The sequence below is a fragment of the Streptomyces sp. SLBN-118 genome, from assembly GCF_006715635.1.
Lineage (GTDB): Bacteria > Actinomycetota > Actinomycetes > Streptomycetales > Streptomycetaceae > Streptomyces.
Map to the genome: position 1 here is coordinate 1,459,360 of NZ_VFNP01000002.1, position 13,723 is coordinate 1,473,082.

13 protein-coding genes are annotated in these 13,723 nt (G+C 71.7%); 4 read left to right on the forward strand and 9 right to left on the reverse strand.

Annotated features, from left to right (window positions below; genetic code table 11):
- Position 1: 1 nt before the first annotated feature.
- Complete coding sequence (locus tag FBY35_RS25265) at positions 2–1,639, reverse strand: MFS transporter (protein ID WP_142216273.1); 1,638 nt, start codon at positions 1,637–1,639, stop codon at positions 2–4.
- A 429-nt stretch (positions 1,640–2,068) separates the two neighbouring features.
- Between FBY35_RS25265 and FBY35_RS25270 the strand changes: the two genes are divergently transcribed.
- Positions 2,069–3,043: a phosphatase PAP2 family protein gene (locus tag FBY35_RS25270; protein WP_142216274.1), complete on the forward strand. Its 975-nt coding sequence runs from the start codon at positions 2,069–2,071 to the stop codon at positions 3,041–3,043.
- Positions 3,044–3,129: 86 nt separating this feature from the next.
- Here the strand turns inward: FBY35_RS25270 and FBY35_RS25275 are convergent, their stop codons facing one another.
- The 6 genes from FBY35_RS25275 to FBY35_RS25300 all read right to left on the reverse strand — a co-directional run bounded on the left by FBY35_RS25275 (position 3,130) and on the right by FBY35_RS25300 (position 8,670).
- The gene (locus FBY35_RS25275; RefSeq protein ID WP_142216275.1) at positions 3,130–3,345 is read right to left on the reverse strand and encodes an I78 family peptidase inhibitor; all 216 of its coding nucleotides are present in this window, start codon (positions 3,343–3,345) and stop codon (positions 3,130–3,132) included.
- A gap of 315 nt (positions 3,346–3,660) precedes the next feature.
- A complete protein-coding gene (locus tag FBY35_RS25280) occupies positions 3,661–4,617 on the reverse strand; it encodes a YafY family protein (protein ID WP_142216276.1) in 957 nt (318 codons plus the stop codon).
- Positions 4,618–4,744: 127 nt separating this feature from the next.
- A complete protein-coding gene (locus FBY35_RS25285; protein ID WP_142216277.1) occupies positions 4,745–5,536 on the reverse strand; it encodes a hypothetical protein in 792 nt (263 codons plus the stop codon).
- Positions 5,533–6,819 carry a glycosyltransferase family 4 protein gene (locus FBY35_RS25290; protein WP_142216278.1) on the reverse strand — a complete coding sequence of 429 codons (1,287 nt, stop codon included), beginning with the start codon at positions 6,817–6,819 and terminating at the stop codon, positions 5,533–5,535. The genes FBY35_RS25285 and FBY35_RS25290 overlap by 4 nt, the downstream gene beginning before the upstream one ends.
- Positions 6,820–6,884: 65 nt before the next feature.
- Positions 6,885–8,165 (reverse strand): ABC transporter substrate-binding protein, encoded by a 1,281-nt coding sequence (locus FBY35_RS25295; protein WP_142216279.1) that lies wholly within the window; start codon positions 8,163–8,165, stop codon positions 6,885–6,887.
- On the reverse strand, positions 8,143–8,670 hold the full coding sequence (locus FBY35_RS25300; RefSeq protein ID WP_260848814.1) for a hypothetical protein: 528 nt from the start codon (positions 8,668–8,670) through the stop codon (positions 8,143–8,145). Before FBY35_RS25300 ends, FBY35_RS25295 begins: the two co-directional genes overlap by 23 nt.
- A gap of 105 nt (positions 8,671–8,775) precedes the next feature.
- Here FBY35_RS25300 and FBY35_RS25305 point away from each other — a divergent pair, with 105 nt between their 5' ends.
- Genes FBY35_RS25305 through FBY35_RS25315 form a run of 3 tightly spaced genes read left to right on the forward strand, consistent with a single transcriptional unit; the run spans position 8,776 to position 12,447 of the window.
- Complete coding sequence (locus FBY35_RS25305; protein WP_142216281.1) at positions 8,776–9,198, forward strand: hypothetical protein; 423 nt, start codon at positions 8,776–8,778, stop codon at positions 9,196–9,198.
- A gap of 4 nt (positions 9,199–9,202) precedes the next feature.
- Entirely contained in the window at positions 9,203–11,791 is a 2,589-nt protein-coding gene (locus FBY35_RS25310) for an ABC transporter permease subunit (protein ID WP_142216282.1), read from the forward strand.
- Positions 11,788–12,447 (forward strand): ATP-binding cassette domain-containing protein, encoded by a 660-nt coding sequence (locus FBY35_RS25315; RefSeq protein WP_142216283.1) that lies wholly within the window; start codon positions 11,788–11,790, stop codon positions 12,445–12,447. Before FBY35_RS25310 ends, FBY35_RS25315 begins: the two co-directional genes overlap by 4 nt.
- On the opposite strand, the gene FBY35_RS25320 is transcribed toward FBY35_RS25315, so the two are convergent.
- Both FBY35_RS25320 and FBY35_RS25325 read right to left on the reverse strand, forming a co-directional pair.
- Positions 12,434–12,940 carry a transglycosylase family protein gene (locus FBY35_RS25320; protein ID WP_142216284.1) on the reverse strand — a complete coding sequence of 169 codons (507 nt, stop codon included), beginning with the start codon at positions 12,938–12,940 and terminating at the stop codon, positions 12,434–12,436. The genes FBY35_RS25315 and FBY35_RS25320 overlap by 14 nt on opposite strands.
- 101 nt (positions 12,941–13,041) lie before the next feature.
- Positions 13,042–13,698: a transglycosylase family protein gene (locus tag FBY35_RS25325; RefSeq protein ID WP_142216285.1), complete on the reverse strand. Its 657-nt coding sequence runs from the start codon at positions 13,696–13,698 to the stop codon at positions 13,042–13,044.
- Positions 13,699–13,723 lie beyond the last annotated feature (25 nt).

Below are 13,723 nucleotides of genomic sequence, written 5' to 3' on the forward strand. Positions count from 1 at the left end.
CTCAGTGTGCCGCGCGTCCAGACCCGGTCGCTTCGGCAGGCTCACGGCTTGCCGGGAGCGAGACCTCCGGGCGCCTCGGTGCCGGGAACTTCTCAGCCGCGGCCGCACACTCCATGACCCTCGGCAGGCGCAGCGCCGCGAGCGCGCCGAGCAGCAGCAGACCCGCGCTGACCAGCAGCGTGACATGGAGTCCGTTGACGAAGGAGTGGCGGGCCGTGGAGCGCACCATCTCGCCGCTCGACCCGCCGAGACGGTCGGCCACCTGGTAGGCCTCGCCCAGTGAGTTCGACGCGGCCGAGCCCGCCGGGCCGGGGACGCCGCTCAGCGAGGTGAGGGCGGGCGCGTACGCGGCGTTCATGACGCTGCCGAGCAGGGCGATGCCCATCCCGGCGCCGAGCTGGTAGGAGGTCTCGCCTATCGCGGCGGCCCCGCCCGCCTGGTCCGGCGGGGCCTCACTCAGCATCGACTCGTACGCCCCGAAGAGCGTCGTCTGCAGTCCGAAGCCGAGCACGACGAACGCCGTCGTCAACAGCCAGGGCCGGTCGTGCTGCCCCATCAGGGTGAGCAGCAGGACGGCCGCCGCGGTGAGGACGAAGCCCCAGCCCACCATCCTGCGCGGGCCGACGCGGTGCAGGGTGTGCGAGCCGGTGGCACCGGCGGCCATCGCGGCGAAGGTGAGCGGCAGCAGGCGCAGGCCGGTCTCCAGCGGGCTGAGTCCGAGCACCAGCTGGAGGTACTGGACGGCGATCAGCTCCAGGCCGACCAGCGCGAGCATCGCGAGGACGATGCAGCCGACCGAGGTCGAGAACGTGGCCCTGGCGAACATGCGCATGTCGATCAGCGGGTGCTCGCGGCGCTTCTGGCGGCGCACGAACAGGGCGAGCAGCACACCGCCCAGCAGCAGCGGTCCCACGGCCTTGACATCCAGGACGCTGTCACCGGCACCCAGCCGCTTGACGCCGAGGACCGTGCCGAGCACGCCGACCGCGGCCATCAGCGCACCGAGCACGTCCCAGGGGCCGTCGGCGCTGCCGCGGGATTCCGGCAGCAGCCGGCGTCCGACGGGCAGTATCAACGCCATCAGCGGGATGTTGATCAGGAAGACCGAGCCCCACCAGAAGTTCTCGACGAGAAAGCCGCCGAGGACCGGGCCGGTGGCGGCACCCACCGCGGCGACCGCGGTCCATATGCCGATCGCCATGGCGCGCTCGCGCCGGTCGGGGAAGACCGCACGGAGTATCGAGAGCGTCGCGGGCATGATCATCGCGCCGCCGACCCCGAGCAGGGCACGCGCGCCGATCAGTACCTCGGGGGTGGTCGCGAGTGCGGCGATCGCCGATGCGAGGCCGAAGATCCCGTAACCGATCAACAGCACACGGCGACGGCCGACCCGGTCACCGAGTGTGCCGAAAAGGATCAGCAGCGCGGCACAGATGAGGGGGTACGCGTCCACGATCCACAGGAGCTCGACTCCCGTGGGGCGAAGATCCTCCGTCACGGCGGGGACCGCGACGTGCAGCACGGTCGCGTCGAGCGCGACCAGCAGCAGGCTGATGCAGAGGACGACAAGGACGACCCAGCGGTTGGCACCGCCACCGGCGGCACGCAGCCGTGCTCCGGCCGTGGTCGTCCCGGACATGTACGTACCTCCCAATAAGTCCCTCGCGCTCGGCGGGCCAGCCGGGGATGCTGCTGTCCCCCCAGGGCGGTCCGGCATCGACGGGCGAGTGAGCCGTCAGAGTACGCGAGTTCGGGCGCCCGGCGCGTGGTCAGGTTCTCACCTCTGTGGACACACGTGTGTGGCGTACGCCACGCCACGCCCGGCACGAACCGATTCCTGGGCGGCTCCGAACGGGTGGAAAATTCCGCACAGGCACCGGTGAACTGTTATTTGAGGCGCCGAAAGGCACCGGCGTGACCAGCTTCCGAGCAATAGGACGGGCGGCTTGCGGGATTTCCGAATTGGCCCGGAATAAATCCCGAACTGAGAGATAGTCCACATCACATCGTCATCACAAACCAGCTGGTTCGGCCTAGTCGCACACTCACTCGCTGTAACGTCGATTGGGTGCGTACCGACATCTTTGCCCGCCTGGACCGAGAGCCGGAACCGCCGAAGATAGAGACCCCGCGGATGAGCCGCACGCGTCTCACGCTCTTCGGCGGGACGTTGGCGTTCTATCTCGCCATCGTCGTGGCGGTGCTCGCCTCGACCTGGCTGGTGATCATCGACTGGAAGGTCATGCTCTTCCGGCCCTACCAGCAGTGGCCGGAACTCCACGCCTTTCTCGACTACTTCGTGGTGCTCGGCCAGCGCGGACCCACAGCCGTGATGGTCGCGGCGTGGCTGGGCTGGCGCTCCTGGCGTCAGCACACGCTGCGCCCCCTCCTCGCGCTCGGCGCCGCGCTGCTCCTGCTCAATGCGACGGTTGGCGCCGTCAAGATCGGTCTCGGCCGCCTCGGCCCCCACTACGCGACGCAGATCGGTTCCGCCGAACTCTTCGCCGGCGGCGATATATTTCCCTCCGGGCACACCGCGAACGCGGTCGTGACCTGGGGAATCCTGGCGTATCTGGCCACTACTCCGCGGGCCAGGCGCTATCTGTCGGCACTCTCGGCAGTGGTCTCCCTGGGCGTCGGCCTGACCACCGTGTACCTCGGTACGCACTGGCTGAGTGATGTGCTGCTCGGCTGGGCGGCCGGGCTGCTGATCCTGCTCGCACTGCCCTGGTGCGAGAACCTGATCGGCACGGCGGAGGCCTGGATCCTCTCGCTGCGCGACCAGTGGCGTGCGCGTCGGCGTCTCGCTCCCTCGCTGCCCGTCGCAGTCGGCGGCCCGAGGCCGGGGATATTCCCGCAGCGTGGCCCCTCGCCGGAGGAGCCGTCCCGCGAGCCGGTGGCCGTCGTCGGTGGCCGCTCCACCTCACGCACGGCCACTCAACTCGACCGTCAGAGACCGCACACGGTGCGTTCCGAGCGGACGCCGGTCACGCCCTCGGGCAGCCGCCGTCCGCCCACGTCACGGCCCGTCACGGGCGGCTGACCCCGGCCGCCGGCTCCGTACGGCGAAGGCCCCGGCCATGACGGCCGGGGCCTTCTTCGTACACACACGTCCGTATCGGGATCCTGTCAGCCCGGCCAGCAGCGCACGACTGTGCCGCCCTCGACCTCGAAGTTGAGCCGTCCCGCCAGATACTCCATGGTGATGATCGCGCCCGGCGGCAGCGATCTGACGGTGGTCCAGCCGCGCTCGCGGGCCAACTGCTCGGCGCTCTCGGCCTCGAGGCCCACATACGACGACGGGGCGTCGTCGGGCTGTGCGGGAGGGGTCGGTGTCGGTGCCATGCACCCACCGTAGGCGGGAGCGGACGGTGACGGAAGGCGGGGCACGTCTTGCGTCAGCAGCCCCATGTACCCCACCGGTCACGCTTCTGTCACAGGATCCCGACACGCGTTCAGCTCAAACCGTGTCACTCGAACGAGCAGTTCAGCGCCACGCCCGCGGTAATTCCACAGCCCTTGTCGATCATGCAGAATTCGGCGGCGGGAATTACCCCGACAGGCGCCCGGGAGTGAATTGACGGACCGTTGGAGTATTCACCGGTTCCTAACAGAATCACCCCTCGGACAAGCGGCCGGGAGTTCCCGGGGCGAGCCGGATCAGCCGAGAGCCCGGGACAGGCGGTCCCGGACCGTCCTGATGTGCTCGTTGAGCTCCACCGGCTCGATGACCTCGAAGTCGACGCCCATGAGCATCACATGGATCACCAGCACATCCAGGCTCGCGGCCCCTGTGCGCAGCAGACAGGTCGTGCCGTCGACCGCCTCCAGTGTGCCGTCGGACGGTCCCACGATCCGCGCGGCCAGTTCGGCGGAGGTGTGCAGCCGGATGACCGCCTGGGCGGCGTAGGCGTGGGTGGAGACGCCCTTCGAGACGTACGCGGCCAGATCCTCGGCCGGCGGTGTGCGCGGGGCGAAGCGCGGGCCGTGCGGTGGCTTCGGGGTGATCCGGTCCGCCCGGAACGTACGCCAGTCGCCGCGGTCCAGGTCCCAGGCGACCAGGTACCAGCGGCGCTCGGTGCACACCAGACGGTGCGGCTCGACGGTGCGGCGGGTGGCTGAGCCGCCGTGGTCGCGGTACTCGAAGCGCAGCCGCTCGCTGTCGCGGCAGGCGTTGGCCAGCTCGGTGAGGACGGAAGGGTCGACCTGCGCCTGCGGGGCCCGCATCATCGGCACGGTGAACGCGTGGAGCGCGCCCACCCGGCGGCGCAGCCGGCTCGGCAGCACCTGCTCCAGTTTCGCCAGGGCGCGTACGGAGGTCTCGCCGATGCCCTCGATGCCCTGGCCGGCGGCGGTACGCAGGCCGACCGCGACGGCCACCGCCTCCTCGTCGTCGAGCAGCAGCGGGGGCAGCTCGGCCCCCGCGCCGAGCTGATAGCCACCACCGGTGCCGGGGCTGGCATTCACGGGATAGCCGAGCTCGCGCAGCCGGTCGACGTCGCGCCGCACGGTGCGCGGGGTGACGCCGAGACGGTCGGCAAGATCGGCGCCGGACCATTCGCGGTGGGCCTGGAGGAGTGAGAGCAGGCGCAGGAGTCGTGCGGAGGTCTCCAACATGGGGTCGAGTGTGCCAGCGGTTGCGGACGGGTTCTGTCCGCGAGGGGCGGGGGCTCCGCCCCGGACCCCGCACGGGACCTTCGGCCGTATGTCCTCAAAGCCGGACCGGCTGAATGTGCGGCCCGGCTCAGCGCGCCGCAGTGAGGCGGACGCACAGGTCGTTGTCGACCGTGTAGCTCGGCTCCGCGAACTGCCCCGTCTCCGTCAGCTGCTTCGGGTACACGAAGATGTTCCTCCTGTCCCAGACGTCGTCCAGGACGCGCGACACCCGCACCCCGGCCGCGCCGGCCGCCGGGACCAGCCACAGGTCCCACCACTGGTCCCTGCCGCCCGACGCCTCGGCCAGCGCGGCGTACGGCAGCGTGAAGCCGAAAGACCTGCCCTCGCCCGTCGCCGGCACCCGATGGACCAGGTCGCCGCCGCGCAGGCGGGCTTCGGCGACGGCTCCCTCGCCCGCTTCCGTTCCGTACAGCCGGCCCTCGACCGTCATCGCGCAGTGCCCCGGCACCAGGCCGATGTCCCCGGCCTCGGCGTGCGGTGCGCGCACCCAGCAGCGCAGGGCGAGGTGGCCCTGCGCAGTGGGATGCGGGACGCGTGCGGCGATCGGGTCGGTGTCCGGTGTGCGGTCGAGGAGGGCCCGGACGTCGCGAATGCCGGACTCGACAGGCTTGTCCCCGACATACGCGTCCCAGTGGCCCTCGGCCAGCTCGGCCGTCCCGGGCAGTACGGCACGCGAGGTCCCGTCGCCCGACGGCGTGAGCGGCAGTCGCGTCTCGTCCCGCTCCTGCTCGCCGCCGCGCCGCTTCAGCACCAGTTCGGCGTCGGTGTCGCCGACGCCCGCCAGGTCGAAGGTGACGGCACCCTCCGCGTTGGCGTGCGTGTCGGCGCGCGGCGTACGCCGCTCGGTGTCCGTGGTCATCGGGACTTCCTCCCCCTGCGGATGGCGTCGGCGGCCCGGTAGCGCGCGGAGTAGATCCCGTCGTAGAGCGAACTCCTGCCGCGGTTCAGCGTGTCCCGTACCGCGCCGCGCCAGAATCCTCGATCTCCCTGTCCGACGAGCTCGGTGAACAGGGCCTCGTGGCGCTCGGCGATCCGCTCCGGGTCGAAGCGCGCTGAGGCGGCGAGCGCGGCCTGTCCGGTGCGGCGGCGCAGTTCGTCGTCCTCGATCAGCGCGATGAGGGCGTCGGCGATCGCGTCCACGTCCCCGACCGGCACGAGACGGCCGTCGACGCCGTCCTCGATGATCTCGCCGGGCCCGTGCGGGCAGTCGGTCGAGACGACGGGGACACCGCAGCGCATCGCCTCGACGATGGTCATGCCGAAGGACTCAAGACTGGAGGTGACCGCGGCGATCGAGCCCTTGACCCACTCCGGCTCCAGCGGGTTGGCGGGACCCATCAGGTAGACGTGGTTGTGCAGTTGGCGCTCCTCGACGAGGGCGAGCAGCGCGTTCTTCTCGTTGCCGGTCGCGTCCGGCCCGCCGTAGATCCGCAGCCGCCAGTCGGGGTGGGCGGCGACCACCTTGGAGAAAGCCTTGACCAGCAGGTCGAACCGCTTGACCTTGGTCAGCCGGCCGGCCGCGACGATCCACTTGCCCTTGTGGTCCGCGGGCGCGACGGTCGGCGCGGGCACGCTGTTGGGCACGGACACGATCCGTACGCCGGACAGCTTCAGTTGGCCGCGGTAGGCCCGCGCGTCCGCCTCGGTGACGGTGGTGACCGCGTCCAGGAGCGGGTAGCGGTGCCCGATCTCGCGGCGAAGCCGGTAGCCGTGGCTGTCCAGGGTGAGATGTTCCTGGGCGATGCGGACCGGGCCGCGGCGAGCCTGGCGGGCGATGTGCACATTGAGCCCGGGGCGCGTACCGACGACCACATCGGCCCGCAGGGAGCCGAGATGGGCCGCGATGCGGGCGTCGGTGAGGCGGCTGTACTGCTTGTAGCGGCCGTCGCCGCGCGGGAAGACCCGGGCGGGGCGCTGGTGGTCGGGGTGCTTGCCGTCGTAGCCGGGGCTCTTTCCCCGCAGATCCACAAGGTGCTTCATGGCGACGCCGGCGGGGGCGCCCATCATGGGCTCGTCACGGTGACGGAACACGGAGACGATCTCGACGTCGTGGCGCTCCGCGAGGATCCGGGCGAGGTTGAACGTCGTGCGGATCGTGCCGCCGATGCCGTACGCGTTGTGGAGCAGAAAAGAGATGTGCATGCGCCGTAGCGACCCCCGTTGTTCGTCTGTGCAGTAACGGACTGTACTCGTCCGCGGGACACAACCTAAGGGCGGTAGGGGAGTTGGGGCACGGTGTAGCAGTTCTTGGTCATGTCGCCTTCTGTGACCCAGCCCTTGGCGTCCTGCCAGCGTGCGACGGACAGGCAGGTGTGACGGGTCTTCGGCGGCTCGGCGAGTTTCTCGAAGACCACGGGCAGCAGCAGGCCGCGCGCGGTGTACGGCTCGGGCCGGTTGACGAAGCGTTCGACGCAGTCCCGGGTGAGATCGGCCGCGCAGGAGCGCGCCGCGTCGGTGAACCACATGGCGGCGGCCCAGCCCTCCAGCTGCCACTGGGAGAGCTGACGGCCCTTCATCGCCTCACGGAATTCATGGACGGCGGGTTGATCGGCGTCCTCGTAGTTGCGGCTCGATCCGGTCACCCACAGGGCGTTGCGGCAGCCCGGCGCGTTCTTGTAGTCCTTCGGTACGGAGGAGTCCCAGTTCTGAACGTTGGTGACCTTGGCGGTGACATGCACGCCGACGGCGTCCATCGCCTCGCAGAGCTGGGCGTTGCCGTGGGTGTCCATCGCATCGAAGACCAGGTCGGCGCCCTGCTGCTGGAGGTCGGCGGCAACGGCGCGGAAGTTCGGAAGAGCGAAGTCGACCTGTTCGGTGACCACGCGGTAGCCCTCGGCCTCAAGGCCCTGGGTGATCAGCCGGGCGTACGCGGCCGAGGATGCCTGGTTGTAGGAGACGACGGCGGCGGTACGGGCGCCCTGGGCGCTCTTGAAGTAGCGGTACACCTCGGTGCCGCCGTATAGCGTGCCGTTCCAGCCGGGGGCGTCGCCGGTGCGCGGGGCGAGGCTGCCGTAGATCCCGTACAGGTGGGGATAGGTGTCGTACGCGGGGCCGATGGGCTGGCCGCCGATGTCGGGGACGCCCGCCCTGGACACGAGGGGTGCGCCCGCGTAGTCGAGTGCGGTCGTCGCGACGAGCGCGAAGACCTTCTTCTCGTCGAGAAGCTTGTGCACGCACTCGTTGTTGCCGACGCCGCTGCCGCCGTCGTCGCAGGTGATCACCTCGACACGGCGGCCGTCGATGCCTCCCTTCGCGTTCAGGGCGCCGAAGTAGGCCTTGGCCCCGTCCCCCGGCCCGGAGAAGGTGGCGCCGCCGACCGGGCTGGTGGCGCTGCTGATGATCCCGACGCGGATCGGCTGGGCCGCGCTGCTGCGTACGGGTGACGACGAGCCCTCGAAGGCGCTCTCGGGCAACCGGCTGCCGCAGGCGGCACCCCCGATCAGGAGAGCCGCGAGCAGCAGGACTTCAGCAGCCCGGCGCGGACGCATTGCCGCTGAGCTTCACCAGGGCGCACAGGGTCTTCACGGAGACCTTCCAGGTCTGGTCCTGGTAGACGGCCGTTCCTTTGGAGCCGGGCAGCGCCGGAGCGCCGCCGACCAGCAGGTCATAGGTGACGGTGGCGTCGTTGGGCGAGGTGAACTGCACGGCCGTGACCTTGGCCGAGGACTGCTGGGCGTTCTTGTCGGCGCTGAACGCGGTGAGCAGCGGACGCAGTTGCTCACCGTGCTCCAGCACCTTGACCTTGGCGTCCGTGGTCGCCTTGGGGTCGAAGAACGTCGTCCAGTTCTTCTCGATCTCCGCCTTCGCGGCGGCGGGGTCGGCCGGGCCGTTGCCGGCCGGCGCCGTGCTGGAGGGCGGTGCCGTCGCGGACGGGGTCGGCGTGGCCTTGGACCCGCCGCCGTTGTCGTCCGAGCATCCTGCCGCGGCCGGTACGAGTATCAGGACCGCGGCGGCCGCCCATGCCGCGGTTCTCGGGTGCCTGACATGGACCATCTGGCTCACCACCGGTTGTCGGCTTCCAGCGTCTGTCGGTTCAGGGCATAGTGCAAGGAATCGGCGTACATCACCAGACCAGCACGAGACCGGGAGGGCCGCGCCATGCCGACGTCCCGACTGCTGTGCTGGGGCGGGCTCGCGGCTGCCTCCGCCGGTGCCGTGCTGTCCGTGATCGGCTGGTACGGGGTGTCCGGCGAGCGCTTCGCCGAGCGGCAGATCCCTTATCTGGCCTCCTGCACGGTGCCGGGTGCGGCCCTGCTGGTGGCCGGGGCAGTGCTGCTCGCGGCGGCGGGGCGGCTGATGGGGCCTTGGGACGGGGAGGAGGCGGGGGTCCCGGAGGCGCCCGTGTCGTCCCCGGAGGTACCGCCCTTCGAGCCCCCCTCGTCGGAAGGGCCGGTGGTGTGCGTACCGGGCGGGACACTGGCGCACCGGCCCGACTGCCCGCTGGTCGCCGGCAAGCCGGAGGTGGAACCGGTCGGCGACAGAGTGCTGGGCCCGTGCCCCGTGTGCGAGCCCCAGGTCTGACCGGGTGAGTTCGCTGACGTACGACCTCACCCTCGCGGGGCTCGCGGTCGGCAGTGCGGCCGCGCTCACCGGGATCGGGCTGATCGTCACCTACCGGGCCACGGGTGTGCTGAATCTGGCGCAGGGCGCGATCGCGATGGTCTGCGCGTATGTGCTGCGGGAGTTCGCCGTGGAGTGGGGCTGGCCGCTGCCGCTCGCCGCCGCGGTGACACTGCTGGTGGTCGCTCCCGGGATCGGACTTGTCCTGGACCGGCTCGTCTTCCGCCCCATCGCGGTTGTGGAGATGGACCCGGCGCGCGCTCTGGTGGCGTCCATCGGTGTGTTCGTCCTGCTCGTGGGGGGCGCGGCACTTCTCTGGGGCAACGGGGCGCGGTCCGATGCGCCGGAGCTGCTGCCGGACGATCCATGGGTGCAGCTCAGTGCCGTGCTGCTGCTCGCCGTGCTGGTCACGGCGGTCACCCGGTGGACCCGTTTCGGCCGTGAGCTGCGCGCGGTCGTCGACAACCGCGCGCTCGCGGCGCTCGGCGGGATCGACGCGGACCGGGTGTCGGCGGTCGGCTGGGCGTTCGGCACGTTCACGGCCGGACTTACGGGTGTGCTGCTCGCTCCCTACGTACGCCTCGATCCCTACGGGCTGCCGCTGCTGGTCGTCGAGGTGATCGCGGTCGCGGTGGTGGCGCGGATGCGGAGTCTGGCCGTGGCCGTGGCCGCGGCCCTCGCCATCGGCGTGGCGCAGGCCCAGCTGACGCGGCTGCATCCCTCAGGGTGGGGCGAACCGCTGCTTCAGGCGGTGGGGGCGAACCTCTTCGTGGTGGCACTCCTGATCGCGGCGCTGATGCTGCCCGGGGTGGGGGCGCAGAGCACGGCGGCGGGGGCTGCGGCGCCCGCGGTGCGCGTTCCCGGCGTCGTCTGGCTGGTGGCCGGGATCCTGTTCCTCCTTCCGCTCGGCTTCGCGGGCACCGACCTGCACACCTCGATCCAGGTCCCGTCGCTTGCGGTCGTTCTGCTGTCGCTCGTGGTCGTCACGGGACGGGGCGGCCAGATCTCTCTGGGCCAGGCGGCGTACGCGGGCCTCGGCGCGCTCTTCACGGCACTGCTGGCGGCCGGACGCTTCCCGGGCCTGCCCGCCATGCCCGAACTGCTCGCCCTGGTCGTCGCGGTCCTGCTGGTCGCGCCTCTGGGGCTGCTGACGGGATGGCCCGCGATCGGCCGCCACGGTCTGGCGCTGGCGCTCGCGACACTGGCGGTGGGCGTCGGGGTGAGCCGCTTCGTCTTCGCGCAGCCGTACGCGACGGCGGGGCTCTCCCTGTCACGCCCGACAGGCCTGACGTCGGACCGCGCGTACTACGTGGTCGAACTGGCCGTCCTCGCCTGCGCGCTGCTCGCGGTCTCCGCGCTGCGGCGGGGCCGCACCGGCCGTGCGCTGGCGGCCCTGCGCGACCACGAGCCGGGCGCGTCGGCGGCGGGTGTGCGCGTGGCCTCCCTCAAACTCCTGGCCTTCGTCCTCGGCGCGGCCCTCGCGGCCCTGGGCGGCGGCCTGCTGGGCATGGGCGTTCGGGCTTTCGACCCCGAGGCGTACGACCCGGTGCGCGGCCTGCTCTGGTTCGCCGCGGTGGTGGTCCTGGGCGCGGACAACCTCGTGGGGCCCCTGGCGGCAGCGGCACTGCTGGTGGGCCTGGACGCGGGCACCCGCGGCGGCGTGGCAGCGGCGGTCATCGGCATCCTGGCCGTCCTGATCGGCCGGTTCCCGGACGCCCCGAACCGGACGTTCAGACGCCTGGGCCTGACGACCTCCCGCCACGGCCAAGCGCGTCCCGCGAGGCTGATGGCCAAGGCGGAGGCCGAGGCGGAGGCCGCGCCGACCGGCCCGATCAGGCGGGACGCCGACCGCGTCCCCGCGGCACAGCCCGGCCCCCCGGCGCGGCGTGGAGCCACCCGTCCGCCCGCCACGCACACGCTCGTCGCCCGAGGCGTGCGGCTGCGGTACGGGAACTGCACCGCACTCGACGGCGTCGATCTCGTCCTTCCCTCCGGACAGGTCACCGCCCTCATCGGTGCCAACGGCGCCGGAAAGACCACCCTGTTCAACTGTCTCTGCGGGACGCTGCGCCCCGATCGCGGCAGGGTCGAACTCGACGGGGCCGACATCACGCGGCAGGCCGCGCACGCGCGGACCCGGCTCGGGATTGCCCGGACCTTTCAGCAGCTCGCCGTCTTTCCCTCGCTGACCGTCGAGGAGAACGTACGCATCGGCGCCGAGCAGGGGCACCGGCACGACCCCGCTGCCGTCGAGCCCGTGCTGCGGCTGCTCGGGCTCGACGGGCCCGTGCGGAACCTGCCTGCCGCCGGGCTCTCCACCGGGGCCCTGCGGCGCGTCGAGTTGGGGCGGGCGCTCGCCGGGGGCCCGCACACGCTGCTGCTCGACGAGCCTGCCGCGGGGCTCGACGCCGTCGAGGCGGAATCCCTCGCCCGGATTGTGGGCGCGCTGGCCGCGGACGGGATGGCCGTGCTCGTCGTCGAGCACGATCTCGATCTCGTCGCTCGCATCGCGCACACCGTGCATGTCATGGAGGCGGGGCGGATCGTGCGATGACCGTCGAAATCGAACTCCGCGCCGCCCGCGTACGCTACGGCCCGCTGGAGGCCCTGCACGGCGTCCACCTCCCCGTGCCCGCGGCCGCCCTCACCGTCCTGATCGGCCGCAACGGCTCGGGCCGTACCACGGCGCTGCGTGCCCTGGCGGGGACCGTGCCGCTGTCCGCCGGCCGGGTGGTCTGGCGCGGCACCGACGTGAGCGGCCTGCACGCCCACGAACGGGCCCGCCGCGGACTGTGCTTCGTACCCGACCTGCGCGCCGTCTACGACACCCTCACCGTCGGCGAAAACCTCGAACTCGCCGCGCCGGACGGGGACTTCGCCCGTGCCGTCGACGGCTATCCCGCCCTGCGCCCGCTTCTCGCCCGCCGCGCGGGCACCCTCTCCGGTGGCGAGCAGCGCATGCTCGCCGTCTCGCGCGCCCTGCTGATGCCCGCCCGCGTCGTCCTGCTCGACGAGCCCGCCCAGGGCATGTCACCGCCCGTCGCGGCCCGTACGTACGAACTGCTGCGGGCACTCGACGCGGCGGTCGTCGTTGCCGAACAGCGCCTGCCGCCGGGAATCGGCGACGACCGAAGGCCGGTCCTGGTCCATGAACTGCGCCGCGGCACGGTCGCGTTCAGCGGCGAGCCCGCCGAACTCACGCACCGATAGCCAGCATCATGCCCACCTGCAGCCGGTCCGGCGAACTCCCGACAACGGCCTTGTTGGCCGCGTACAGGGCCTGCCAGCCGCCCCTGACCCCGAAGCGCACCGCGATGGAGGAGAGCATGTCACCCGGCTGGACGGTGTGTACGCGGCCATGGAGGCCGTATCTCACGGAGCAGACGGGCCAGGCTCCCCAGCCCTGTCTGCGCAGCACCTCCTCCGCGACCGTGATCTGCTGCCGCCGGGTCGCGAGGTCGGCGCGCGGCGCGTACTGGAGGCCGCCGTACTCGATCCAGGTCGGCTGCCAGAACTGCAGCCCGCCGTAGTAGCCGTTGCCTGTGTCGGCGTCCCACCGGCCGTTGCTCTCGCACTCGGCGACACAGCTCCAGGGCCACCCGGACGAGGCACAGTCGGACGTCGTGGCGTAGGCACCGCTCTGGGGTACGAGCGCCAGAAGTACGGCCACCAGCACGCCAGGCCACATTCTGATCTTCGACATCGGGCCACGCTAGGCAGCGCGGCCCGGCGAGAAGCGGTGCCGCGCCAGGGCGGCGGGCAGCCCCACCCGGTCGGACCCGGGCGGGGCTGTCGTCGTACACCTCAGAGCGCGAGCTTCTGCCCGGGCACGATGAGGTTCGGATCGCCGCCGATGACGGCGTTGTTGGCGGCGTACACGGCGCGCCAGTCCTTGCGGTGGGCCGCCGCGATCCCACTGAGGGTGTCGCCGCGCCGGACGGTGTAGTCGCCGCCGCGGGCGCTGCCGCGTTGGGTGTGGCCCGATGCCCGCTCCGGCGCCTTCGCCGGAACGGACGGCGCGGGAGCCGAGGCCCTGGGGGTGGAGGACTTCGGGGTCGAGGACCTGCGCGAGGCGGACTCGGGTGCCGCCGGCGCCTTGCCGTAGGCCCCCGCCCGCGTCGCGCAGGTGGGCCACGCGCCCCACCCCTGTGCCCGCTGGACCTTCGCCGCCACCGCGATCTGCTGCCCCTTGCTCGCCCGGTCCGCGGTGGACGCGTAGGCCCCGCCGCCGTAGGCACGCCAGGTCCCGGCGGAGAACTGCAGCCCGCCGTAGTAGCCGTTGCCGGTGTTGATGTGCCAGTTTCCGCCGCTCTCGCACGCTGCGATGCGGTCCCATACTCCGGTGTCCGCCGCCCGGGCCTCGCCCGTGGTCGCGGCGAGCAGTGCCAGCGGTGCCACAAGTGCGGCGCTGACCAGCGCCGCCGTGTCACGCCTGCGTATGGAACGGGAACTCGTGAACATCAAATTCCTCTCGAAGGACCCGGGG

Excerpts from the sequence above, each read along its gene's own strand:
- FBY35_RS25315 (WP_142216283.1), top strand. The coding sequence starts at position 11,788 with ATGACCGTCGAAATCGAACTCCGCGCCGCCCGCGTACGCTACGGCCCG.
- FBY35_RS25320 (WP_142216284.1), bottom strand. The coding sequence starts at position 12,940 with ATGTCGAAGATCAGAATGTGGCCTGGCGTGCTGGTGGCCGTACTTCTG.
- FBY35_RS25325 (WP_142216285.1), bottom strand. The coding sequence starts at position 13,698 with ATGTTCACGAGTTCCCGTTCCATACGCAGGCGTGACACGGCGGCGCTG.
- FBY35_RS25275 (WP_142216275.1), bottom strand. The coding sequence starts at position 3,345 with ATGGCACCGACACCGACCCCTCCCGCACAGCCCGACGACGCCCCGTCG.
- FBY35_RS25290 (WP_142216278.1), bottom strand. The coding sequence starts at position 6,819 with ATGCACATCTCTTTTCTGCTCCACAACGCGTACGGCATCGGCGGCACG.
- FBY35_RS25300 (WP_260848814.1), bottom strand. The coding sequence starts at position 8,670 with ATGGTCCATGTCAGGCACCCGAGAACCGCGGCATGGGCGGCCGCCGCG.
- FBY35_RS25280 (WP_142216276.1), bottom strand. The coding sequence starts at position 4,617 with ATGTTGGAGACCTCCGCACGACTCCTGCGCCTGCTCTCACTCCTCCAG.
- FBY35_RS25285 (WP_142216277.1), bottom strand. The coding sequence starts at position 5,536 with ATGACCACGGACACCGAGCGGCGTACGCCGCGCGCCGACACGCACGCC.
- FBY35_RS25305 (WP_142216281.1), top strand. The coding sequence starts at position 8,776 with ATGCCGACGTCCCGACTGCTGTGCTGGGGCGGGCTCGCGGCTGCCTCC.
- FBY35_RS25265 (WP_142216273.1), bottom strand. The coding sequence starts at position 1,639 with ATGTCCGGGACGACCACGGCCGGAGCACGGCTGCGTGCCGCCGGTGGC.
- FBY35_RS25295 (WP_142216279.1), bottom strand. The coding sequence starts at position 8,165 with ATGCGTCCGCGCCGGGCTGCTGAAGTCCTGCTGCTCGCGGCTCTCCTG.